At 77.1% G+C, this 22,882-nt stretch carries 17 protein-coding genes, 3 pseudogenes and 1 riboswitch; of the genes and pseudogenes, 16 read left to right on the top strand and 4 right to left on the bottom strand.

What is annotated here, in order from left to right:
• Nucleotides 1–194 precede the first annotated feature (194 nt).
• From ACTMS2_RS19545 to ACTMS2_RS19535, 3 genes are all read right to left on the bottom strand, one after another.
• Complete coding sequence (locus ACTMS2_RS19545; RefSeq protein WP_441176673.1) at nucleotides 195–425, bottom strand: alpha/beta hydrolase; 231 nt, start codon at nucleotides 423–425, stop codon at nucleotides 195–197.
• Between the two features lie 23 nt (nucleotides 426–448).
• Nucleotides 449–892, bottom strand: a complete 444-nt coding sequence (locus ACTMS2_RS19540; protein WP_441176672.1) for a hypothetical protein — start codon at nucleotides 890–892, stop codon at nucleotides 449–451.
• A gap of 84 nt (nucleotides 893–976) precedes the next feature.
• A complete protein-coding gene (locus ACTMS2_RS19535) occupies nucleotides 977–1,963 on the bottom strand; it encodes a LacI family DNA-binding transcriptional regulator (protein WP_441176671.1) in 987 nt (328 codons plus the stop codon).
• 156 nt (nucleotides 1,964–2,119) lie between these two features.
• On the opposite strand from ACTMS2_RS19535, the gene ACTMS2_RS19530 reads away from it, so the two are divergent.
• From ACTMS2_RS19530 to ACTMS2_RS19515, 4 genes and pseudogenes are all read left to right on the top strand, one after another.
• On the top strand, nucleotides 2,120–3,340 hold the full coding sequence (locus ACTMS2_RS19530) for an MFS transporter (RefSeq protein ID WP_441176670.1): 1,221 nt from the start codon (nucleotides 2,120–2,122) through the stop codon (nucleotides 3,338–3,340).
• Between the two features lie 90 nt (nucleotides 3,341–3,430).
• Nucleotides 3,431–3,766: a hypothetical protein gene (locus ACTMS2_RS19525; protein ID WP_441176669.1), complete on the top strand. Its 336-nt coding sequence runs from the start codon at nucleotides 3,431–3,433 to the stop codon at nucleotides 3,764–3,766.
• Between the two features lie 30 nt (nucleotides 3,767–3,796).
• A complete protein-coding gene (locus ACTMS2_RS19520) occupies nucleotides 3,797–5,053 on the top strand; it encodes an MFS transporter (protein WP_441176668.1) in 1,257 nt (418 codons plus the stop codon).
• 11 nt (nucleotides 5,054–5,064) lie between these two features.
• Nucleotides 5,065–5,262, top strand: a pseudogene (locus tag ACTMS2_RS19515) (hypothetical protein); the annotation flags it as partial.
• Between the two features lie 54 nt (nucleotides 5,263–5,316).
• Here ACTMS2_RS19515 and ACTMS2_RS19510 read toward each other — a convergent pair.
• Nucleotides 5,317–6,213, bottom strand: a complete 897-nt coding sequence (locus ACTMS2_RS19510; RefSeq protein ID WP_441176667.1) for a LysR family transcriptional regulator — start codon at nucleotides 6,211–6,213, stop codon at nucleotides 5,317–5,319.
• 196 nt (nucleotides 6,214–6,409) lie between these two features.
• On the opposite strand from ACTMS2_RS19510, the gene ACTMS2_RS19505 reads away from it, so the two are divergent.
• From ACTMS2_RS19505 to ACTMS2_RS19450, 12 genes and pseudogenes are all read left to right on the top strand, one after another.
• The gene (locus ACTMS2_RS19505) at nucleotides 6,410–7,750 is read left to right on the top strand and encodes an FAD-binding oxidoreductase (RefSeq protein WP_441176666.1); all 1,341 of its coding nucleotides are present in this window, start codon (nucleotides 6,410–6,412) and stop codon (nucleotides 7,748–7,750) included.
• Between the two features lie 414 nt (nucleotides 7,751–8,164).
• Nucleotides 8,165–8,294: riboswitch (cobalamin riboswitch) on the top strand.
• A 46-nt stretch (nucleotides 8,295–8,340) separates the two neighbouring features.
• The gene (locus ACTMS2_RS19500; protein WP_441176665.1) at nucleotides 8,341–8,517 is read left to right on the top strand and encodes a hypothetical protein; all 177 of its coding nucleotides are present in this window, start codon (nucleotides 8,341–8,343) and stop codon (nucleotides 8,515–8,517) included.
• Nucleotides 8,518–8,647: 130 nt separating this feature from the next.
• Entirely contained in the window at nucleotides 8,648–12,316 is a 3,669-nt protein-coding gene (gene cobN, locus ACTMS2_RS19495) for a cobaltochelatase subunit CobN (RefSeq protein ID WP_441176664.1), read from the top strand.
• Nucleotides 12,313–14,511: pseudogene (locus ACTMS2_RS19490) on the top strand (VWA domain-containing protein); the annotation flags it as partial. The gene cobN and the pseudogene ACTMS2_RS19490, both read left to right, overlap by 4 nt.
• A gap of 179 nt (nucleotides 14,512–14,690) precedes the next feature.
• Nucleotides 14,691–15,302, top strand: a complete 612-nt coding sequence (gene cobO / locus ACTMS2_RS19485) for a cob(I)yrinic acid a,c-diamide adenosyltransferase (RefSeq protein ID WP_441176663.1) — start codon at nucleotides 14,691–14,693, stop codon at nucleotides 15,300–15,302.
• The gene (locus ACTMS2_RS19480; RefSeq protein WP_441176662.1) at nucleotides 15,296–16,759 is read left to right on the top strand and encodes a cobyrinate a,c-diamide synthase; all 1,464 of its coding nucleotides are present in this window, start codon (nucleotides 15,296–15,298) and stop codon (nucleotides 16,757–16,759) included. The genes cobO and ACTMS2_RS19480 overlap by 7 nt, the downstream gene beginning before the upstream one ends.
• A gap of 107 nt (nucleotides 16,760–16,866) precedes the next feature.
• Nucleotides 16,867–17,610: a precorrin-2 C(20)-methyltransferase gene (gene cobI, locus ACTMS2_RS19475; RefSeq protein ID WP_441176693.1), complete on the top strand. Its 744-nt coding sequence runs from the start codon at nucleotides 16,867–16,869 to the stop codon at nucleotides 17,608–17,610.
• Nucleotides 17,607–18,485, top strand: a complete 879-nt coding sequence (gene cobM, locus ACTMS2_RS19470) for a precorrin-4 C(11)-methyltransferase (RefSeq protein WP_441176660.1) — start codon at nucleotides 17,607–17,609, stop codon at nucleotides 18,483–18,485. Before cobI ends, cobM begins: the two co-directional genes overlap by 4 nt.
• Nucleotides 18,485–19,630 (top strand): cobalt-precorrin-5B (C(1))-methyltransferase, encoded by a 1,146-nt coding sequence (locus ACTMS2_RS19465; protein ID WP_441176659.1) that lies wholly within the window; start codon nucleotides 18,485–18,487, stop codon nucleotides 19,628–19,630. Before cobM ends, ACTMS2_RS19465 begins: the two co-directional genes overlap by 1 nt.
• Entirely contained in the window at nucleotides 19,618–20,859 is a 1,242-nt protein-coding gene (cbiE, locus tag ACTMS2_RS19460) for a precorrin-6y C5,15-methyltransferase (decarboxylating) subunit CbiE (RefSeq protein ID WP_441176658.1), read from the top strand. Before ACTMS2_RS19465 ends, cbiE begins: the two co-directional genes overlap by 13 nt.
• The gene (gene cobJ / locus ACTMS2_RS19455; protein WP_441176657.1) at nucleotides 20,856–22,652 is read left to right on the top strand and encodes a precorrin-3B C(17)-methyltransferase; all 1,797 of its coding nucleotides are present in this window, start codon (nucleotides 20,856–20,858) and stop codon (nucleotides 22,650–22,652) included. The genes cbiE and cobJ overlap by 4 nt, the downstream gene beginning before the upstream one ends.
• Nucleotides 22,640–22,863, top strand: a pseudogene (locus tag ACTMS2_RS19450) (DUF362 domain-containing protein); the annotation flags it as partial. The gene cobJ and the pseudogene ACTMS2_RS19450, both read left to right, overlap by 13 nt.
• Nucleotides 22,864–22,882: the final 19 nt, after the last annotated feature.

Below are 22,882 nucleotides of genomic sequence, written 5' to 3'. Positions count from 1 at the left end.
CATCGTCCCGCCGGGGTGACTTTCCCCAACCGGCCACGGCTTGAACCGTCCATCGACGTGACCCGACCCGCACCCCCCGAGTCGGCGTCGAGCATGCAGGTGGGGTGTCCCGCGAAAGTCGGGAAGGGCGCGATGACGCCCACCAGGACTCCCTGATCTCCGCGGGAGAGGGTGGGGCGCGGAGAGGGGGTGGGTCAGGGGGCCAGCCAGGTGGTGGCGCGGGTGCGGATGGTCGGGGGGATCTCGTGGTGGCCGGGGAACTCGTCGTAGGTGACGTCGTAGCCGAGGGAGCGCAGGCGGGGGACCAGGCGGCGGCTGCACACGTCGACCGGCAGGACGGGGTCCCGGGTGCCGTGCGAGACGTAGATCCGGGGCCGGCCGTGGGTGACCAGCGGCGCGGCGAAACCGGGGGAGAAGGCCACCACCGCGTCGACCAGGTCGCCGTTGGTCAGGCCCAGGGAGAGGGCGTACAGGCGCCGTCGGAGAACCCGCCGAACGCCACCCGGGCGACGGGGTGACCGGCGAAGGCCATGGCCAGCAGGGCGTCGATGCGCCGTACGTCCGCCCCGAAGCCCTCACCGACCAGGTCCCAGCTGCTCGCCACCGCCTGCGGGGCGACCAGCAGCAGCCGGTGCGCGTCGGCCACCGGCAGCAGCAGGTCGAGCCCCTGCCGGGCCGAGCCGCCGGCCCCGTGCAGGAGCAGCACCAGCCGGTACGGCGGGCCGCCGACGGGCTCCGGGGCGTACGCCAGCGCCAGCGGGGCGCCCCCGGGGTCGGTCAGCGACGTCAGCCCGGCGGCGGCCAGGGCGGTCGGCGGCGCCGGCCGCGCGGCCAGCCGGCCGTGCCGAGGGTTCTCCTCCGGCTGCCGGTGCGGCGGCGCGGGTTCGACCACGGGTTACCGCTCCTCGTCCTCGGCGGGCGTGCGCCGGCGGTTACCCGCCTGCCCGACGGTCAATCCCACCGGCTGCCCGACGACTCAGCCGCTCACCCGGCGGACCAGCCGGGACGGGAACATCGTCGCCGGCGGCACCGGCCGCCCGCCCAGTACGGCCGTCGCCGCCGCCGAGGCGATCTGCGTGACCGGGTGGGTGGCCGTGGTCAGCGCGGGGGTGGTCATCGCGGCGAGCGGGATGTCGTCGAAACCGGTCACCGCGACGTCCCCGGGCACCTGGACGCCGTCGCCGCGCAGCCCGTCGATCACCCCGAGGGCGGTGGCGTCGCTGCTGCCGACGATCGCGTCCGTGTCCGGCCAGCGCGCCAGGACCTCCCGGGCCGCCGCCCGGCCCCGGTCGGCGCTGAAGTCCCCCGGGACCAGGCGCACCGGCAGGGCGGCGTCGCGCACCACCCGCCGGTACGCGCCGACGGAGCGGCCGGCGCACGACAGCCAGCGGGGCCCGGTCACCATGGCGATGCGGCGGCGCCCGCTGGCGTACAGGTGCCGGACCACGGCCTCGGTGCCGCCGCCGTTGTCCACGTCGAAGGCCGGTACGAGGGCGGAGCCGATGCCGATCGAGGCCACCCGGCCGCGCAGTCCCACCGGGACGGCGTCCAGCACCGTCTCGGTGGTGTTGATCAGGATGATCCCGCCGACGCTGCGGTCCTCGGCCAGCCGGCGCACCACGCCCGGCGCACGGGTGGGCAGCCAGTGCAGCGCCACCCCGAGCCCGTACGGCGCGCAGACCCGGGCGCACGCGCCGAGGACCCGGTGGACGTACGGGTCGTCGAGGACCGCGGGGGCGGTGCCGGTCACCGCCACCACCAGCCGGACACCGGTGCCCCGGACCAGCGCGCGGGCGGCCGGGTTCGGCGCGTAGCCGAGCAGGTCGGCGGCGACGGTCACCCGCTCGCGAGCGGCGGCGGAGGCGTAGCCGGTGCCGGCGATCACCCGCGAGGCGGTGGCCCGGGAGACCCCCGCCGCCCGGGCGACGTCCTCCAGGGTCGGTGGTCGGTGCGTCGTCGTCATCCCGGTCCTCCCCGTGGTCGGCCGTCGCGGCGTGGACGGTCGACCGAATCATGCCCCTGGAACGTGTCCACGGTAAGGGGCGCGGCCAGGTTGTCCTGAAAGCGCTCTCAGGTGTGGGATCGGGCGGGAGAGCACCCGAGGCGAGAGGACGCCCCCGTGAGCCGTACCGTCGCCCCGCCCGCCGCGCCGCCGCCGGTCGTACCGCGCCCGGTGCTCGCCGCCCGTACCGGCGTGGCCGTGGTGTTCGCGCTGAACGGCCTGGCCGTGGCCACCTGGTTCTCCCGGGTGCCCGCCGCCCGGGACGCGCTGGGGCTCAGCGCGGGCCGGCTCGGGCTGCTGCTGCTCGCCATGTCCGTCGGCGCGCTCCTCGCGATGCCCACCGCCGGCCTGGTGACCCAGCGGCTCGGGGCGGCCCGCACTGTCGCCCTCTCCACCCTGGTCGTCGCGACCGGGCTGACCGTGACGGGGGTCGGGGCACTGGCCGGCTCCCCGGTCGGGGTCGCGGTGGGGCTGTGCGCCCTCGGCTACGGCTCCGGCATCTGCGACGTGGCGATGAACGTCGAGGGCGCGGCGGTCGAGCGGCGGCTGGGGCGTACGGTCATGCCCCGCTTCCACGCGGCGTGGAGCCTCGGCTCCGTGGCCGGCGCCGGCCTGGGCGCCGGGGCGGCCCGCCTCGGCGTTCCGGTCGCCGCGCACCTGGCCGCGCTGGCCGCGGTGGTGCTGCTCGGCACGCTGCTGGCCGTGCGGTCGTTCCTGCCGGCGGCCGAGAGCGGCACCGCCTCCGCGTCGGCCGCCCCGGCCGAGCGTCGCCGCGAGCTGCTGGCCGCCTGGCGGGAGCCGCGTACCCTGCTCATCGGACTGCTGGTGCTGGTGGCGGCGTTCGCCGAGGGCAGCGCCAACGACTGGCTGGCGGTCGCCTTCATCGACGGCCACGACCTCGGCGAGGCGGCCGGGGCGGCGGTCTTCGGCGTCTTCGTCGTCGGCATGACCCTGGGGCGCACGCTGGGCACCGTCGCGCTGGACCGGTGGGGCCGGGTACCCGTGCTGTCCGGCACCATCGTGCTCGCCACGGTCGGCGCGGCCGTGGCGGTGCTCGCCGGCTCCGGGCCGGTGGCGATCGCCGGCGTCGCGCTCTGGGGCATCGGCGCGTCGCTGGGCTTCCCGGTCGGGATGAGCGCGGCGGCCGACGACGAGCGGCGGGCGCCGGCCCGCGTCAGCGTGGTCGCCGTGATCGGCTACACCGCCTTCCTCGCCGGCCCGCCGCTGCTGGGCCTGCTCGGCGACCGGGTCGGCACCCTGCGGGCACTGCTCGTCGTGCCGCTGTTGCTGCTGCCCACCCTCGCCCTGGTGCCGGCCACCCGCCCGCCGGTGCGCTGAGGTCGCCTGGCAGGGCACTCACACCCCGCTCGCAGCCGCCTCGCAGGTAAGGGTGCTGCACTGGGAGGACCCGGAGGAGAGGAGCGGGACATGGGCTGGTTCAACCGGCGGTCGCGGGCCGCCGACCCGACCCCGACGAAGCTCGACCGGGAGGCGACCCGGGAGGACCTGGCCGCGCTGGAGGCGTTCGTGACCAGCCGCCAGGGCGTGGAGTTCTACCTGGAACCGGAGACCACCGCGACCGACACCACCGTGGTCGCCATCGCCCACGACGGCGAGTGGATCCGCCGTCGCACCGGCTCGCCGCGCGCCGCCGGCTCCATCGCGCGAAAGCACGCGGTGCCGCTGTACGAGGCCGCCCGCACCGGCTACCCGGAGCGGATGCGGGTGTGGAACCGGGCCCACCCGGAGCGCCACGCCCGCTGACGGGTCCGCCGCCCGCCGACCGAGGGCGATATGGTGCCCTGCGTGGCTGATCGGTCCCGGTCCCTCGGCCGGCCCTTCTGGACGTTCTGGACCGCCGCGGCGTTGGCCAACCTGGGCGACGGCATCCGGGTGGCCGCCTTTCCCCTGCTCGCCGCCGCCCTGAGCGACGATCCGGTGGCGGTCGCCGCGGTGGCCGCGGCGCAGTTCCTGCCGTGGCTGGTCACCGGCCTGCTGGCCGGCGCGCTGGCCGACCGCCGGGCGGCGCGCACGCTGATCGCCGCCGCCGACGCCGGCCGGGTCGTGGTGCTGGCGGCGGTGGCCGCGACCGTCGCGACGGGAGTGGCCTCGGTCGGGCTCGTGGTCGCCGCCGCCTTCCTGCTCGGTGTCGGCGAGACCCTGCGCGACACCGCCGCGCAGACCGCGATCCCCCGGCTGGTGGACGACGCGCAGCTGGAGAGGGCCAACGGGCGGCTGGTGGCGGGCGAGATCGTGGGCAACGAGTTCGTCGGCCCGCCCGTCGGCGCGCTGCTGTTCGTCGTCGGCGCGGCGCTGCCCTTCGCCGTCAACGGGGCCTCGCTCGCGCTGGCCGTCATGCTCGTGCTGTCCCTGCCGCTGACCCTCGCCCGCCCGGCCCCGGGACGGTCGGCTCCCGGCGAGCCGCCCGTCGGGGCGGCCGCCCCCGCGCGGGGTGGGGCGCTCGCCGGGTTGCGGTGGCTGGCCCGGCAACCCGTGCTCCGTACGCTCGTGCTCGTCGGCGCGGCCGTCGCCGCCGCCGACAGCGCCTGGTTCGCGATCTTCGTGCTGTACGCGCGGGACAGCCTCGGCCTCGGCGCGCTCGGCTTCGGCCTGCTGCTGGCCACCGGCGCGGGCGGTGGCCTCGGCGGCTCCCTCGTCGCCGACCGGCTGATCGCCCGCTTCCGGCACCGGCACGTGCTGACCTGGTCGATGGCGGTCACCGCCGGAGCGCCGGCACTCCTGGTCGTCGCGCCGCACCGCCTCGCCGCCGTGGCCGTCGTCGTCGGCACCAGCGCGGCGTTCGCCGTCCTCAACGTGGCCGCGCTGTCGCTGCGGCAACGCCTCGTGCCTGGCGACCTGCTCGGCCGGGTGGTCGCCGCCTCCCGGATGCTCTCCTACGGCTGCGCCGCGCTCGGGGCGCTCGCCGGCGGCGCGCTGGCCGCCGGCCTGGGCATGCGGGCACCCTTCCTGTTCAGCGCGACGGTGGCGGTCGCCGCGACCGCTGCCTGGCGTGTCGCGTCCCGCCCTACCGCGCCGGGCGACCCGGCCTGACGGGGCCCGCTGAGGCCACGGCGACCGACACCACCGTGGTCGCCATCGCCCACGACGGCGAGTGGATCCGCCGTCGCACCGGCTCGCCGCGCGCCGCCGGGTCCGTCGCCCGCAAGCACGCGGTGCCGCTGTACGGGGCCACCCGCACCGGCTACCCGGAGCGGATGCGGGTGTGGAACCGGGCCCACCCGGAGCGCCACGCCCGTTGACGGGTCCGCCGCCCGCCGGCCCGCCCCGCGTCGGTCACCGCCGGTGTTGTCCTCTTACCGGTCTTTCAAGGTGAGCGTGTGGGCGGCCTCCGCAAAGGCGCGGACGCGGGCAGTGGCGCCGTCGGCGCGCCAGAGCAGGCCCCACTGCAGGGGTGGCGCGTCGCCGAGGTGCACATAAGCGACGTCGGGGCGGGCGTAGTAGCGCCTGGCGTTGGCGCCGACAGGGAAGACGCCGAGACCGGCGCCGACGTGTGTGAGAACCTCGTGGAACGTCGCGGCGGAGATACCGGCCCTAATGGGTCGTCCGGCCGGGGTGACGTGTGGGGTGCGGTCGGCGCGCAGAGACCGTGGCAGTGTGTCGGGCAGTTGCAGCATGGCGACATCGGCCAGGTCTTCGACCGAGACAGCGTCGCGACGGGCGAAGGGATGCCCGACCGGCACGGCCAAAAACCGGGCCTCGGACACCAGGACCGGACCCGTGACGATGCCGGGCTCGTCCACGGGGAAGGTGGCCAGGGCGAGGTCGACCTCGCCGCCGCGCAGCCAGGGCATCAGTTCACCCATCTGCGCTTCGCGGATCTGGGTCTGGCACTCGGGATGCCGCCGCCGGAACACCTCGGTGATGCTGACCAGCAGCTGGCCACCGGCCGCGCCGGTGAAGCAGACCCGCAGGGTTTCGGTGAATCCGCGGCCGGCCTCGACCGCTCGGCCGACTGCCGCGGCAATCTGATCCCAGGCCGGTCGGAGCTCGTCGTAGAGCGCGCGCCCGACCGGGGACAGTTCGACCCGGCGGCTGGTCCGGTTGAACAGTGCGACGCCGACCCGCCGTTCCACCTTGCGGATGGTCTGGCTGACCCTCGCGGTGGAGACCCGTAGCCGTTCGGCGGCGCGGCCGAAGTGCAGTTCCTCGGCGACGGCGAGAAACGCCTCCAACTCGTTCCGCTCCAGCATCCCCATCTCCCTGCATCGTTAACCGCAGCTTCACGATCGTGGCACAGGTCGGCATTGTTCGTCGTCCGGGCCAGCCGCAGGGTTGAGGCACCGAAACACCCGATCAAACTGCGGGAGCAGCCATGTACGTCACCGACAGCCACGCCCTGGCCGCGTTCGCGCGCGTCGCCGTCTGAACCCACGAGAGAAGGAACGCATGAACGCCCTGCACGGTCTGCGCGCCGTCCTCCGCGGCCAAGTGTGGCTGCCCGGCGAGCCCGCATTCGACACCGCCCGCCGACCCTGGAACCTCGCCATCGAACAGCAGGTCGACGCCGTGGTCGAGGCCGCCGACGCCGCCGACGTCGTCGCGCTCGTCCGTCACGCCCGCGCCGCCGGGCTGAGCATCACCACCCAACCCAACGGGCACGGCGCCTCCGGCCGTACCGCCGGCACGATCCTGCTGCGCACCCGACGCCTGGACACCCTCCAGGTCGGCCCCGCCACCCGCCGTGCCCGCGTCGGCGCGGGCGTGGCGTCCGGCCTGCTCCAGGCAGCCGCCGCACCCTACGGCCTGACCGGCCTACCCGGCAGCTCGCCGGTGGTCAGCGTCGCCGGCGTCGCGCTCGGCGGCGGACTGAGCTGGTTCGGTCGGGCACACGGCTGGGTCGCCGACAGCGTCACCGCCTTCGACATCGTCGACGCCGAAGGCCACGAACGACATGTCACCGCCGACACCGAACCAGAGCTGTACTGGGCGCTGCGCGGCGGCGGCGGCAGCTTCGCCATCGTCACCGCCCTCGAACTCGCCCTGCACCCCGCACCGAGCCTGTACGGAGGCAGGATGCTGTGGCCCGTCCGGCACGCCTGGGCGGTGATGGACGCGTACCGCACGATCACCACCACCGCACCGGACGAACTGACCGTCTGGCTGGACCTCCTGCACTTCCCCGGCGCCGAGCCGATGGTCGCCGTCGACGCCACCTACCTCGGCGACCCCGCCGAGGCCCACAGCCTGCTGGCCCCGCTGGACCGCCTGCCATCGCCGCTGTCCGACAGCCGACGCCCCATGTCGGTGGCCGAACTCGGCGCCATCACCGCGGAACCAACCGACCCGAGCGCCGGGCTGTCCCACACCGAGCTGCTGACCGTGCTGGACGACAAGGCGGTCAGGACATTGCTGGACGATCCGATTGAGCCGCTGCTCAGCGCGCAGCTACGGCACCTGGGCGGCGCGCTCGCCGGCCCGTCGGACAGCCCACACGGTCCGCTCACCGAGCCCTACGCGCTGTACATGTTCGGACTGCCCGCCGACCCAGGCCGTACCGAAGCCGTCACCGCCAGACAACGCGCCCTCGCCGACGCGCTGCCCACCAGCGGGCGCAAACCCCTGACCTTCCTCAATCCGAACGAGACCGTCGCCGACGCGTTCAATTCCGACGTACTGGACCGCCTCGGCGACATCAAGCGCCGCCACGACCCGCACGACACCTTCCGCGCCAACTTCCCGGTGCTCTCAGCCGGGGCGCGGTCAGGAGGCGCACCGGCCGGTTGCTGACGAAGTTGGCCGCCCACGACCGGGCGCAACTGGTGATCGCCGGCTACGGATCGGGGCTCGCCGACCGGTGAGCGGCGACATCGGCCGCCGTGAAATGCCGCGACGTCTCGGCGGCGGCGCGGGGCCGTCCCCGAACGTCGCGCCGCGCCTGGTGGGAGACGGAACGGTCCCCGCCACGCTGGGCGCGTGCGGGGGGCGCCCCGGCCCGCGCGCGGGCCGCCGGGGCGCCTTTTCCGGGGACCGGAACCGGCCCGACGGAAATCGTCGGCCCATCGACCGGCGACATTGCGGGAACGGACGCCGCCGGAAGGTTGATCGTCACCTGTCGATCGATCGTTGCCCCGTCGCGGCCGGGTGGGGCGGCGTTGACCGGCGGCCGGGGGGTGTGGCAGCATTCGCGGCCTGACGGCAGTGAAGGAAGCCGGTGCGATTCCGGCGCGGTCCCGCCACTGTCACCGGGGAGCGATCCCCCCTCGTGAGTCACGGCCGTGCGTGCGCGGTTGGAAGGCCGGGGGTGAGCGTCGATCCGGGAGCCAGGATACTTCGGCCGTCGGAGTGACCCCAGGGCGTGGACACCCGAGGAGGACCCGATGACGCACCGCGTCTCCGCCATCGACGATCATCGTCGCATCGTGCCCGGCCGTGGCAGCGCCGCAGGCGGCCACACCTACGTGTGGCAGGCAGGTCGCCGTGCCGCGCAGCCGGTCCGCACCGCCCCCGGCCAGCCCGCCGCCGTTCCCCCGCGCGCCCCCGCCACCTGCCGCTGACGCCCGCGCCGCGTCGCCCGACCCGCCCGTGAGTCGGCCGCCGGCGCGCCGTACCCGCTGAACCGCGCCCACCCCTCGCCCCGCCCGGTCGTCCCCGCGCCGACCCGGGCGTCACTCTCCGGAGCCACGCGTGCGCATCCTGCTGCTGTCCACCGCCGACACCGACCTGCTCGCCGCCCGCGCCAGCGGCGCCGACTACCGGCTCGCCAACCCCGCCCGGGTCGCCGCCGACGCCGTGCCCGCGCTGCTCGACGGCGTGGACCTCGCCGTCGTACGCCTGCTCGGCGGCCGGCAGGCGTGGCCGGACGGGCTCGCGGCGGTGCTGGCCTCCGGCGTGCCGACGGTCGTGCTCGGCGGCGAGAACGTGCCGGACGCGGAGCTGATGGCGGCGTCCACGGTGGCCTCCGGGGTGGCCACCCAGGCCCTGGCCTACCTGGTCGAGGGCGGGCCGGAGAACCTCGCGCAGCTCGCCCGCTTCCTCTCCGACACGGTGCTGCTCACCGGCGAGGGGTTCGCGCCGCCTTCGCCCACCCCGACGTACGGCATCCACGGCGAGCGGCCCGCGCGGCCGGACCGGCCGACCGTCGGGATCGTCTTCTACCGGGCGCACGCCCTCGCCGCGAACACCGGGTTCGTCGACGTCCTCGCCGACGCCGTCGACGCGGCCGGTGGGGACCCGCTGCCCATCTACTGCGGCTCGCTGCGCGGCCTCACCGCCGGCGCGGGCCCGCTCGGGCTCTTCGCCCGCTGCGACGCCCTGCTGGTCACCGTGCTCGCCGCCGGCGGCGCGGTCGCCGCCGACGCCTCCGGCGGGGGCGACGAGGACGCCTGGGACGTGGGCGCGCTCGCCGCCCTCGACGTGCCGGTGATCCAGGCGCTCTGCCTGACCAGCACCCGCGAGCAGTGGGCCGACAGCGACGCCGGGCTGTCCCCGCTGGACGCCGCCATGCAGGTGGCGATCCCCGAGTTCGACGGCCGGATCGTGACCGTGCCGTTCTCGTTCAAGAAGATCGACGCCGACGGGCTCTCCACCTACGCGGCCGACCCGGAGCGGGCCGCCCGGGTGGCCGGCATCGCCGTGCGGCACGCCCGGCTGCGGCACGTGCCCCAGGCCGACAAGCGGCTCGCGGTCGTGCTCAGCTCGTACCCGACGAAGCACTCCCGGGTCGGCAACGCCGTCGGCCTGGACACCCCCGCCTCGGCGGTGCGGCTGCTCGCCGCCCTGGCCGAGGCCGGCTACGACCTCGGCGACGCCCCGGCACCCGACGACGGCGACGCGCTCATCCACGCCCTCATCGCCGCCGGCGGCCACGACGTCGAGTGGCTCACCCCGGAGCAGCTCGGCGCCGCCGAGGCACGGGTGCCGGGGGAGGTCTACCGGCGCTGGTTCGCGCAGGTGCCGGCGGAGCTGCGGGAACGGATGCTCGCCCACTGGGGTGAGCCGCCCGGCGCGCTCTACACCGACGGCGGCGACATCGTGCTCGCCGGGCTGCGCTTCGGCAACGTGGTGCTGCTGATCCAGCCGCCGCGCGGCTTCGGGGAGAACCCGATCGCCATCTACCACGACCCGGACCTGCCGCCCAGCCACCACTACCTGGCCGCGTACCGCTGGCTGGCCGCGCCCGTCGCGGACGGCGGGTTCGGCGCGGACGCCGTGGTGCACCTGGGCAAGCACGGCACCCTGGAGTGGCTGCCCGGCAAGGGCCTCGGGCTGGCCGCCGGCTGCGCCCCGGACGCCGTCCTCGGCGACCTGCCGCTGGTGTACCCGTTCATCGTCAACGATCCCGGCGAGGGCACCCAGGCCAAGCGGCGCGCGCACGCCGTGGTCGTCGACCACCTCGTGCCGCCGATGGCCCGCGCCGAGACGTACGGCGACCTGGCGAAGCTGGAGCAGCTGCTCGACGAGTACGCCACCGTGCAGGCCCTCGACCCGGCCAAGGTGCCGACCGTGCGGGCCCAGATCTGGGACCTGGTGCGCGCCGCCGAGCTGCACCACGACCTGCACGCCGAGGCCATGCCCGACGCCGACGACTTCGACGACTTCGTGCTGCACCTCGACGGCTACCTGTGCGAGGTCAAGGACGTGCAGATCCGCGACGGCCTGCACGTCCTCGCCGCCGCGCCCACCGGCGAGGCCCGGGTCAACCTCGTGCTCGCCGTGCTGCGCGCCCCGCAGGTGTGGGGCGGCGCCCGCGCGCTGCCCGGGCTGCGGCAGGCCCTGGCCGCCGCGTACGGGCTGGACGAGCAGGCGCTGCTCGCCGCCCCGGGGGAGCGGCTGGCCGTGCCCGAGGCGCTGACCGAGACCGTGGACGGGCCGGGCGTCACCGCCGCCGACGCGGTCGACCTGATCGAGGCGCTGGCCCGCCGGCTGGTCGTCGGGATGGAGACCCTCGGCTGGGACGCCGACGCCGTCGACGCGGTGGTCGAGGAGGTGGCCGGGCGGGCCGTGCCGGACGCCGCCGCGGTGCTCCGCTTCGCCGCCACCGAGCTGGTGCCGCGCCTGGACCGTACGACCGACGAGATCGAGCGGGTGGTGGGCGCGCTGGACGGGCGGTTCGTGCCGCCCGGCCCGTCGGGCTCGCCCACCCGGGGGCTGGTCAACGTGCTTCCCACCGGCCGCAACTTCTACTCCGTCGACCCGAAGGCCGTCCCGAGCCGCAACGCCTGGGACGTCGGCGTGGCCCTGGCCGACTCGCTGCTCGCCCGGCACCTCGCCGACACCGGCGAGTACCCCCGCTCGGTCGGGCTCACCGTCTGGGGCACCAGCGCCATGCGCACCCAGGGCGACGACATCGCCGAGGTGCTGGCCCTGCTCGGCTGCCGCCCCACCTGGGACGACCGGTCCCGGCGGGTCACCGGCGTCGAGGTGGTGCCGACGGCGGAGCTGGGCCGCCCCCGCGTCGACGTGACCGTACGCATCTCCGGCTTCTTCCGCGACGCCTTCCCGCACGTGGTCGCGCTCATCGACGACGCGGTGCGGCTGGTGGCCGCGCTCGACGAGCCCGCCGAGGAGAACTTCGTGCGCGCCCACGTCGCCGCCGACCTCGCCGAGCACGGCGACGAGCGGCGGGCCACCGCCCGCGTCTTCGGCTCCAAGCCGGGCGCGTACGGGGCCGGGCTGCTGCCGCTGATCGACGCCCGCAACTGGCGCAGCGACGCCGACCTCGCCGAGGTGTACGCCGTCTGGGGCGGCTACGCCTACGGCCGGGGGCTGGACGGGCGGGAGGCGCGCGCCGACATGGAACGCTCCTTCGCCCGGATCGCCGTGGCGGTGAAGAACCAGGACACCCGCGAGCACGACATCGTCGACTCCGACGACTACTTCCAGTACCACGGCGGGATGGTGGCGATGGTCCGCCACCTCACCGGGGCCGCTCCGGCCGCGTACGTGGGGGACTCGGCCATGCCGCACGACGTACGCACCCGCACGCTCGGCGAGGAGACCCGGCGGGTGTTCCGGGCGCGGGTGGTCAACCCGAAGTGGATCGCCGCGATGCGCCGGCACGGCTACAAGGGCGCCTTCGAGCTGGCCGCCACCGTCGACTACCTGTTCGGCTACGACGCCACCGCCGGCGTCGTCGACGACTGGATGTACGAGCACCTGGCCGCCGCGTACGTCTTCGACGACACCACCCGGGAGTTCCTGGAGCGGTCGAACCCGTGGGCGCTGCGCGGCATCACCGAGCGGCTGCTGGAGGCGGCCGACCGGGGCCTGTGGGCCGAGCCCGAGCCGGCCACCCTGGACCGGCTCCGGGAGACGTACCTGGCCAGCGAGGGCGACCTGGAGGAACGCTCATGACCACCTACCCGTTCAGCGCGGTGCTGGGCATGGACGACATGCGGCTGGCCCTGCTGCTCAACGCCGTCTCCCCGGCGATCGGCGGGGTGCTCGTGCGCGGCGAGAAGGGCACCGCCAAGTCCACGGCCGTACGGGCCCTGGCGGCGCTGCTGCCGCCGGTCGACCGGGTGGCCGGCTGCCGCTTCGCCTGCGACCCGGCCGCGCCCGACCCGTCCTGCCCGGACGGCCCGCACCCGGGCGCCCCGGCCGCCGAGCGGTGTCCCGCCCGGCTGGTGGAGCTGCCCGTCGGCGCGGCCGAGGACCGGGTGGTCGGCTCGCTCGACCTGGAGAAGGCCCTCGGCGAGGGCGTACGTGCCTTCGAGCCGGGCCTGCTCGCCGCCGCCCACCGCGGGCTGCTCTACGTCGACGAGGTCAACCTGCTCCACGACCACCTGGTCGACCTCCTCCTCGACGCCGCCGCCATGGGCCGTTGCCACGTGGAGCGCGAGGGCGTCTCGGTCAGCCACGCGTCGCGGTTCCTGCTGGTCGGCACGATGAACCCGGAGGAGGGGGAGCTGCGCCCCCAGCTGCTGGACCGGTTCGGACTCACCGTCGAGGTCGGCGCCAGCCGCGACCCGGCCGTACGCGTCGAGGTGGTCCGCCGACGGCTGGCCGCCGACGCCGATCCGGCCGGTTTCGCCGCCCGCTGGGCCGAGGCGGACGCGCAGGTGGCCCACCGGGTGGCGGTCGCCCGGCAGCGGCTGGCGCACGTGCTGCTGCCCGACGCCGCGCTGCGCCAGATCGCCGAGGTGTGTGCCGCGTTCGATGTGGACGGCATGCGCGCCGACATCGTCACCGCCCGTACCGCGCTGGCGCACGCCGCCTGGCACGGCCGGGACGCGGTCACGGTGGAGGACGTGCGGGTCGCCGCCCGGCTGGCGCTGCCGCACCGACGCCGCCGGGACCCGTTCGACACGCCCGGCCTGGACGAGAAGCGACTCGACGAGGCCCTGGACCGGGTCCGCGACGACGACCCCGACGACGACCCGGGCGGTTCCGGCGGCCCCGGCGGCCGTCCGGACTCCGGCCCGGAGGGCGGCGGATCCGGTGGCCCGGGTGCGGGCGGCGGCGCCCCGGACGACGGCGACGCGGATGGCTCCGCGCCGGCCGGTGGGGGCGCGGGTGCCGGCGGGCACGGCGAGGCCGCCCACGGGCCGGGCCTCGGCCGCGACGGCGACCCGGGTCGGGACGGCGGCGACAACACGTGGCCGGACCGGCCGGGCGAGGGCGACTGGCCGGACCGGCCCGGCGGCGACCCCGCGCCCGGGCGGGACACCTCGGCCGGCCCACCCGGCGCCGGCGGGGGCGACACGGTCGAGGACGTCCCCGCCCGGCCAGGTGCCGCCGGACAGGCCGTGGCCGTACCCCGGCAGGGGCTGAAGGCGCGGCTGCTCACCGCGCCCGGGATCGGTGACGGGGTGCCCGGCCGCCGCTCCCGGGCCCGCACCGGGCGGGGCCGCACCACCGGGGCGCGGGTGCCGACCGGCCGGTCCGGCGCGCTGCACCTGCCGGCGACGGTCCGGGCCGCCGCCCCGCACCAGGCCGCCCGGGGTCGGGTCGGCGGGCCGCTGCGGCTGCGCCCCGACGACGTCCGCGAGGCCGTCCGCGAGGGACGCGAGGGCAACCTGGTGCTCTTCGTGGTCGACGCCAGCGGCTCGATGGGCGCCCGCACGCGGATGGCCGCCGTCAAGGGCGCCGTGCTGGCGCTGCTCACCGACGCCTACCAGCGCCGGGACAAGGTCGCGGTGGTCGCCTTCCGGGGCGCCGCCGCGCAGACCCTGCTGCCGGCCACCTCGTCGGTGCTCGCCGCCTCCGCACGGCTGGCCGAGCTGCCCACCGGCGGGCGCACCCCGCTGGCCGAAGGCCTGCTGGCCGCCGCCGGGCTGTTGCGGGTCGAGCGGCTGCGCGACCCGCGCCGCCGTCCCCTGGTGCTGGTCGTCACCGACGGCCGGGCCACCGCCGGCGACCGCCCGCTCGACCGGGCGGCCCGCGCGGCGGGTGTGCTGGCCGCGACCGGGGCGCCCTGCGTCGTCGTGGACTGCGAGAGCGGTCCCGTGCGCCTCGGCCTGGCCCGTCGCCTCGCCGCCCAACTGGACGCCGCCCACCACCGCCTCGACGAGGTGACCACCGCCCCCCTCACCACCCTCGCCGCCGCCCGCCCCACCCCCGCGCCGGCGTCCCGCCGAGCCCCGCACGGGCGGTCCGCCGCAGATCTTGGCGAGAAACGGCCCCCAGAGGGGCCCTTTCCTACCAAGATCGCCGCGACCTCGACCGCCGCGACCACCACCACCGCCGTCGTTGGCGTCGGCGGCGGGGAGAACAGGAGCGTTGCCTGATGCCGCAGGGCAAGCCGTCCCACGTGCCCGCCGACGGGCTGACCACCCGGCAGCGGCGCCACCGGCCGCTGCTGATGGTGCACACCGGACAGATGAAGGGAAAGTCGACCGCCGCGTTCGGGCTGGCGCTGCGGGCCTGGACGGCCGGGCTGCCGATCGGGGTGTTCCAGTTCGTCAAGAGCGCCAAGTGGCGGGTGGGGGAGGAGAACGCCTTCCGCGCCCTCGGCGAGGTGCACGAGCGCACCGGACAGGGCGCCCCGGTCGCCTGGCACAAGATGGGCGAGGGCTGGTCCTGGATCCAGCGCGGCGGCGAGGCCGACCACGCCGCCGACGCCCTGGAGGGCTGGCGGCAGATCCAGCGCGACCTGGCCGCTGAGCGCTACGGCCTGTACGTGCTCGACGAGTTCACCTACCCGATGAAGTGGGGCTGGGTGGACGTGGACGAGGTCGTCGACACCCTGGCGAACCGTCCCGGCTTCCAGCACGTCGTCATCACGGGCCGGGACGCCGACGCGCGCCTGGTCGACGCCGCCGACCTGGTCGCGGAGATGACCAAGGTCAAGCACCCGATGGACGCCGGCCAGAAGGGTCAGAAGGGCATCGAATGGTGACCGCCCCCGGCCGGCGCGCCGACCAGCGGCGCCCCTCGGGGCCCGCCGCGCCCGCCGGGCACCCGCCCGCCGGTCCGGCCGCCGCCGCGCCTCCCCTCGACCCGGCCGCGCCGTGGGCGCTGCCGCGCGTGGTGGTCGCCGCGCCCGCCAGCGGGCACGGCAAGACCACCGTCGCCACCGGGCTGCTCGCCGCGCTGCGCCGCCGCGGCCTGGTGGTCAGCCCGCACAAGGTCGGCCCCGACTACATCGACCCCGGTTACCACGCCCTCGCCGCCGGTCGCCCCGGGCGCAACCTCGACCCGTGGCTGGTCGGCGAGGAGCGGGTCGCGCCGCTGCTGCGCCACGGCGCCGCCAGCCCGACGCCCGCCGACGTCGCCGTGATCGAGGGCGTGATGGGGCTGCACGACGGCGCGGTCGGCCGTCGGGGTTACGCCTCCACCGCGCACGTCGCCCGCCTGGTCGACGCCCCGGTCCTGCTGGTGCTCGACACCACCGCGCAGGGCCGCTCCGCCGCCGCGCTCGCCCTGGGGATGGCCGCGTTCGACCCCGACGTGCGCATCGGCGGCGCGATCCTCAACCGGGTCGGCTCGCCCCGGCACGAGTCGCTGCTGCGCGACGCGCTCGCCGAGGTGGGCGTACCGGTGCTCGGGGCGGTCGCCCGCGCCGCCGAGGTCGCCGCCCCGGCGCGCCACCTCGGGTTGGTGCCGGTCGCCGAGCGGGCACCGGAGTCCGTGGCGATCGTGGCCGCCCTCGCCGACCTCGTGGCGGCCACCGTGGACCTGGACGCCGTGCTCGACCTGGCGCGTACCGCCGGCCCCCTGCACGCGCCGGCCTGGGATCCGGTCGCCGCCGTCGGCGGCCCCGCCGGCACCGGGCGTCCCGTGGTCGCGGTCGCGGGCGGGCCGGCCTTCACCTTCTCGTACGCCGAGACCGCCGAACTGCTCGCCGCGGCCGGCGCCACGGTGGTCTCCTTCGACCCGCTGCGCGACCCCGGCCTGCCCGCCGGCACCCGGGCGGTGGTGGTCGGCGGCGGCTTCCCCGAGGCGTACGCGCCGCAGCTCGCCGACAACGCCACGCTCCGCGCCGAGCTGGCCGACTTCGACGGCCCGGTCGTCGCCGAGTGCGCCGGCCTGCTCTACCTCGGCCGGCAGCTCGACGGGGTGCCCATGTGCGGCCGGCTCGACCTGACCGCCCGGATGACCGACCGGCTCACCCTCGGCTACCGCGACGCCGTCGCCGTCACCGGCTCCCCGCTGCACCGCCCCGGCGACCCCGTACGCGGCCACGAGTTCCACCGCACCGTCACCGACCCCGGGCACGGCGACCGGCCGGCCTGGCGCTGGGACGGCGCCGAGCACGGCTTCGTGGCCGGCGGGGTGCACGCCTCCTACCTGCACACCCACTGGGCCGGCCACCCGCACGCCGCCCGCCGCCTGGTCGAGGCGGCCAGCCGGTGACCGCGCACGACAACCGCGCGCTGGTGGCCGTGCCCGAGGGCGGCGTGCCGGGGAGGACGCCCGACGGCGGTGCGCCGGTGGCCGTGCCCGACGGTGGCGACGGTGGCGTGACGTTGACCGGGATCGGCGTCGGTCCCGGCGACCCCGAACTGCTCACCCTGCGGGCGGCCCGGTTGCTGGCCGAGGCCGACGTGGTGTTCGTACCGGTGATGGACCGGCTCGCCGCGGACGGCGACGCGCCCCCGGGCCGGGCCGAGGTCACCGTGGCCGCGCACGTCGCGCCGGGGCGGCTGCGCCGGCTGCCGTTCGCCCTCGACGACCGGGGCGGGGTGACCGCCCGCCGGGAACGCGCCTGGGACGACGCCGCCCGGGCGGTGGCCGACGCGGTCGACGGGGGCGCCCGCGCGATCGTCTTCGCCACCATCGGCGACCCGAACGTCTACTCCACCTTCGGCTACCTCGCGCAGGGCGTGCGCGCCCTGCGCCCCGGGGTCGGGGTGCGCACGGTCCCCGGCATCACCGCCATGCAGGACCTCGCGGCGCGCAGCGGCGTGCCGCTGTGCGAGGGCCGGGAGCCGCTGACCCTGCTGCCGGCCACCGCCGGGCTGGCGCTCTTCGCCGACGCGCTCGCCGGCCCGGGCACCGTCGTGGCCTACAAGGGCTGGCGGCGGCACGCCGAGCTGGTCGCCGAGCTGCGCCGGCAGGGCCGCCTCGGCGACGCCGTGCTGGGCCGGGGCCTCGGGCTGCCCGGCGAGCGGATCGGCCCGGTCACCGACCCGGCCGACGACCTGCCGTACCTGTCGACGCTGCTCGTCCCGGCCCGCCGGGACCGTAGGGGAGGAAAGCTTTGAGCACCACGCCGATCGCGGGGCACGCCGACGAGGGCACGCCGACCAGCACGGGCAAGGTGTGGTTCGTCGGGGCCGGCCCCGGCGCGGCGGACCTGCTGACCCTGCGCGCCGCCCGGGTTATCGGCGCGGCCGACGTGGTGGTCTGGGCCGCCAGCCTGGTGCACGCCGACGTGCTCGCCCACGCCCGCGGTGACGCGGAGATCGTCGACTCGTCGCGGCTGCCGATCGAGGGCGTGCTGCCGCTCTACCAGCGGGCCGCCGCCGACGGGCTGACCGTGGCGCGGATCCACTCCGGCGACCCGGCGCTGTGGGGCGCGGTGCAGGAGCAGCTCGACCTGTGCCGGGCGCTCGGCCTGGCCGTGGAGATCGTCCCCGGCGTGTCGTCGTTCACCGCCGTCGCGGCGATCGTCGGCCGGGAGCTCACCATCCCCGAGGTCGCCCAGTCGGTGATCCTCACCCGGCTGGAGGGCGGGAAGACCCCGATGCCGCCGGGGGAGCGGGTCCGCGAGTTCGCCCGGCACGGCACCACCATGGCGCTGTTCCTCTCCGCCGCCCGTTCCGGCCAGGCGCAGGCCGAGCTGCTGGCCGGCGGGTACCCGGCCGACACCCCGGTCGTGGTGGCGTACCAGGCGACCTGGCCCGACGAGCTGGTGGTGCGGTGCGCGCTCGGCGACCTGGAGGCCACCGTCAAGGAGCACAAGCTCTGGAAGCACACTCTCTTCCTGGTCGGCCCGGCGCTCGCCGCCGTCGGCACCCGCTCGCACCTCTACCACCCCGGGCACTTCCACACCTTCCGCCGGGCCGAGCCGGCCGCCCGCGCCGACCTGCGCCGCGCCCGCGCGGGCGGCGGGACACCGGGGGACGGGCGCGCCTGATGACGTACGCCGAGCCGCCGCTGCGTGAGCCGGACCTGCCGCGTACGGCGAAGGTCCGGCCCACCGCGCTGCGCACCGGGTGGACCACCGGTGCCTGCGCGACGGCGGCGACCAAGGCGGCGCTGACCGCCCTGGTCACCGGCGTGCCGCAGCGGGAGGTGGAGATCGGGCTGCCCGCCGGGCGGCGGGTCAGCTTCCCGGTGGCCCGCTGCGAGGTCGACGGCCGCTCGTGGGCGGAGGCGGTGGTGGTCAAGGACGCCGGCGACGACCCGGACGTCACGCACGGCGCCGAGCTGACCGCCACCGTGAGCTGGCACGACGCGCCCGGGCTGCGCCTCGACGGCGGGCCGGGCGTCGGCACGGTCACCAGGCCTGGCCTCGGCCTGCCCGTCGGCGGGCCGGCCATCAACGAGACCCCGCGCCGCATGATCGGCCAGGCCGTCGCCGAGGTCGTCGACCTGAGCGAGGTGGGCGTCCGGGTGGTGGTCAGCGTGCCGCGCGGCGAGATCATGGCCCGCAAGACCACCAACCGCCGGCTCGGCATCCTGGGCGGCATCTCCATCCTCGGCACCACCGGCGTCGTCCGCCCGTTCTCCACCGCCTCCTGGCGGGCCAGCGTGGTGCAGGCGGTGCACGTGATGGCCGCCCAGGGGGAGCGGACCGTGGTGCTCTGCACCGGCGGGCGCACCGAGCGGGCCGCCCGCGCGCTGCTGCCGGAGCTGCCCGAGGTGTGCTTCGTGGAGGTCGGCGACTTCACCGGCGCGGCCGTCACCGCCGCCGTGGGCGACGGGATGACCGGCGTGGTCTTCGTCGGGATGGCCGGCAAGCTGGCCAAGCTCGCGGCCGGCATCCTGATGACCCACTACACCCGGTCCAAGGTGGACCTGTCGCTGCTCGGGGCGGTCACCGCCGAGGCGGGCGGCGACCCCGAACTGGTGGCGGCGGTCACCGCGGCGAACACCGGGCGGCACGCGTACGAGCTGTGGGAGGCCGCCGGGCTGCTCGGCGCCACCGGCGACCTGCTCTGCCGCCGGGTGCGGCAGGTGCTGCTGCGCTTCGCCGGCGACGCCGTCTCCGTCGACGTCGCCATGGTCGACTTCGCCGGGGACCGGGTGGTCGCCTCGTCGGGGCGGTGGGCGGCGTGACCGGCGACCGGCCGGGCGGTGCCACGGGTCCGGCGGTGACCGTGGTGGGGATCGACGCCGCGGGCGGGCCCGCGCATCCCGCCGCCGCGCCCGCGCTCGCCGCGGCCCGGCTGGTGGTCGGCGCGGCGCGGCACCTGGCCGCCGTACGCCTGCCGGCCGATGCCGACACCGTCGCCCTCGGGCCGCTGGCGCCCGCGCTGGGGCGGCTGGCCGACACCGTCGCCGCCGGGAGTCCCGCCGTCGTCCTGGCCAGCGGCGATCCCGGGCTGTTCGGGGTGGTCCGGGCGTTGCGGGCGGCCGGGCTGCCGTTGCGGGTGCTGCCGGCCGTGTCCAGCGTGGCCGCCGCGTTCGCCCGCGCCGGCCTGCCCTGGGACGGGGCAGCCGTGGTCACCGCGCACGGCCGCGACCCGCGACCCGCGCTGAACGCCTGCCGGGCGCTGCCCGCCGTCGCGGTGCTCACCGCCCCGGGCGCCGGGGCCGCCGAGCTGGGCGCCGGGCTGGTCGGCTGGACCCGCCGCCTGGTCGTCGCCGAACACCTCGGCACCGACGCCGAACGGCTCACCGAGACCACCCCCGAGCAGGCCGCCGGGCGCGACTGGGCCGACCCGCACGTGCTGCTCAGCCTCGCCGGCGAGCCCGGCGCGGCCGGGATGCGGGCGGACAACCAGCCGGCCGCCGCGCCGCCCGGCGGGTGGGCGCTGCCCGAGTCCGCCTACGCGCACCGCGATTCCATGATCACCAAGTCGGAGGTACGCGCCCTCGCCGTGGCCCGGCTGCGTCCCCGCCTCGGCCGGCTGGTCTGGGACGTCGGCGCGGGCAGCGGCTCGGTCGGCATCGAGTGCGCCCTGCTCGGCGCGGCGGTGATCGCGGTGGAGCGTGACCCGGCGGCACCGGTGCGCGCCAACGCCGCCCGGCACGGCGTCGACGTGCGGGTGGTCGTCGGCGCCGCCCCCGGGGCGCTGCACGGGCTGCCCGATCCCGACGCCGTCTTCGTCGGGGGCGGCGGCACCGACGTGCTCGCCGCCGTGACGCACCGCCGGCCCGACCGGGTGGTGGCCGCCCTCGCCGCCGTCGACCGGGTCGCCCCCGCCCTCGGGCTGCTGCGCGCCGCCGGCTACGCGGTGCAGGGCGTCCAGCTCTCCGCCGCCCGCCTCGCCGACCTGCCCGGCGGTTCCATCCGACTCGCGGCCACCAACCCGGTGGTCGTCCTCACCGGGGAGCGCCCGTGAACCACCCGCCCGCCGCCACGGACCAGCCGACCCGGATCGGGCTCGTCGCCGCCACCGCCGCCGGCCGGCGGCACGCCCGCACCCTCGCCGACGCCTGGCCGCACGCCCGCGTCGTCACGGCGGACACCGTCGCGGACGCGCTGCGCGCCGCCTGGGCCGGGTACGACGCCGTGGTGGCGTTCCTGGCCACCGGGGCGGTCGTACGCGTCCTCGCGCCCCTGCTCGGCGACAAGCGCACGGACCCGGCCGTGGTGGTGGTCGACGAGGCGGCCCGGCACGCGATCGCGCTGCTCGGCGGCCACGCCGGGGGCGCCAACGACCTCGCCGGGCAGGTCGGCGCGCTGCTCGACGCCGCCCCGGTGGTCACCACCGCCACCGACGCCGCCGGCCTGCCGGGGCTGGACACCCTCGGCTGGCCCGTCGAGGGCGCCGTCGCGGCCGTCAGCCGTGCCATCCTCGACGGCGAGCCGGTGACCCTCGTCGCCGACGCCACCTGGCCGCTGCCCGCCCTGCCCGACAACGTGCGCCCCGCCGGGCCGCCCGCTCCCGCCGGGGCACCCGGGGCGTCCGGGGTGTCCGCTTCCGAGGGGCGGCCCGCCCCCGACGGGCCGCCCGGGGACGGCGGCGGGTACCGGCTGCTGGTCACCGACCGGGTGGTGCCGCTCGACGACCGGACCGCCGTGCTGCGGCCCCCGTCGCTGGTCGTCGGCGTCGGCGCCAGCCGGGGCGTACCCGCCGACGAGGTGCGCGGCCTGCTGGCGCGGGTGCTCGCCGAGGCCGGCCTCAGCCCGGCCAGCCTGCGGCACCTGGCCAGCGCCGACATCAAGGCCGACGAGGCGGGCATCCGGGCGACCGCCGACGCGCTCGGCGTACCGCTGGTGACGCATCCGGCGGCGGCGCTGGCGGCGGTCGACGTGCCGCACCCCAGCGAGGTGGTCCGCGCCGCCGTCGGCACCCCCAGCGTCGCCGAGGCGGCGGCGCTGCTCGGCGGCGGCGCCGAGCTGCTGGTGCCGAAGACCGCGACGGCGATGGCCACCGTCGCCGTCGCCCGGCACGCCCCGCGCGGCCGGCTGGCGATCGTCGGCCTCGGGCCCGGCGCGCCGGACCTGCGCACCGTCCGCGCGGTGACCGAGCTGCGCCGCGCCGCCGTGGTCGTCGGCCTCGACCAGTACGTCGACCAGGTCCGCGACCTGCTGCGCCCCGGCACCCGGGTGCTCGCCAGCGGGCTCGGCGCCGAGGAGGAACGGGCCCGCGCCGCCGTCGCCGAGGCCACCGCCGGTCACGCCGTGGCGCTGGTCGGCTCCGGCGATGCCGGCGTGTACGCGATGGCCAGCCCCGCCCTCGAGTACGCCGACGAGCGGATCGACGTGCTCGGCGTGCCCGGGGTGACCGCCGCGCTGGCCGCCGGGGCGCTGCTCGGCGCGCCGCTGGGCCACGACCACGCCTACCTGAGCCTGTCCGACCTGCACACGCCGTGGGAGGTCATCGCCCGCCGGGTGGCCGCCGCGGCCGAGGGCGACTTCGTGGCGCTGCTCTACAACCCGCGCAGCCGGGCCCGGGACTGGCAGCTCGGCGCGGCGCTGGAGGTCTTCGCCGCGCACCGGCCGCCGGACACCCCGGTCGGGGTGGTGCGCAACGCCAGCCGGGCCGGCGAGCGGGTGCACCTGGCCACCCTGGCGACCCTCGACGCGGCACTGGTCGACATGTACAGCGTCGTGGTGGTGGGCAGCAGCCAGACCCGCATCGTCGCCGGCCGGATGGTCACCCCGAGGGGGTACCGGTGGCGGCCGTGACCATCGGCGCCTGCCAGGGCTGCGGCGCCTGCCTGCTCACCTGCCCGACGCACGCGATCCGGCCGGTGCCCGGCGGCCTCGCCGTACGCGCCGACCGCTGCACGGGCTGCCTGGAATGCCTGGAGATCTGCCCGGTGGACGCGATCCGCGCCACGGACACCGACGAACGTGGAGGGACCCGATGAGTTCGACCGCGCTCAGCACCGCACCACCGGCCGGCCCGTGGAGCC

The organism is Micromonospora sp. SD12 (genome assembly GCF_052068495.1).
Lineage (GTDB): Bacteria > Actinomycetota > Actinomycetes > Mycobacteriales > Micromonosporaceae > Micromonospora > Micromonospora echinofusca.
Note: the sequence above shows the minus strand (reverse complement) of the source record. Positions and strands in the feature narration are given on the sequence as shown.

What these genes read in the sequence shown, in the direction of transcription:
- ACTMS2_RS19505 (WP_441176666.1), top strand. Translation starts at nt 6,410, where the DNA reads ATGAACGCCCTGCACGGTCTGCGCGCCGTCCTCCGCGGCCAAGTGTGG.
- cobO (WP_441176663.1), top strand. Translation starts at nt 14,691, where the DNA reads ATGCCGCAGGGCAAGCCGTCCCACGTGCCCGCCGACGGGCTGACCACC.
- ACTMS2_RS19510 (WP_441176667.1), bottom strand. Translation starts at nt 6,213, where the DNA reads ATGCTGGAGCGGAACGAGTTGGAGGCGTTTCTCGCCGTCGCCGAGGAA.
- ACTMS2_RS19525 (WP_441176669.1), top strand. Translation starts at nt 3,431, where the DNA reads ATGGGCTGGTTCAACCGGCGGTCGCGGGCCGCCGACCCGACCCCGACG.
- ACTMS2_RS19500 (WP_441176665.1), top strand. Translation starts at nt 8,341, where the DNA reads ATGACGCACCGCGTCTCCGCCATCGACGATCATCGTCGCATCGTGCCC.
- ACTMS2_RS19465 (WP_441176659.1), top strand. Translation starts at nt 18,485, where the DNA reads ATGACGTACGCCGAGCCGCCGCTGCGTGAGCCGGACCTGCCGCGTACG.
- ACTMS2_RS19520 (WP_441176668.1), top strand. Translation starts at nt 3,797, where the DNA reads ATGGTGCCCTGCGTGGCTGATCGGTCCCGGTCCCTCGGCCGGCCCTTC.
- ACTMS2_RS19480 (WP_441176662.1), top strand. Translation starts at nt 15,296, where the DNA reads ATGGTGACCGCCCCCGGCCGGCGCGCCGACCAGCGGCGCCCCTCGGGG.
- ACTMS2_RS19535 (WP_441176671.1), bottom strand. Translation starts at nt 1,963, where the DNA reads ATGACGACGACGCACCGACCACCGACCCTGGAGGACGTCGCCCGGGCG.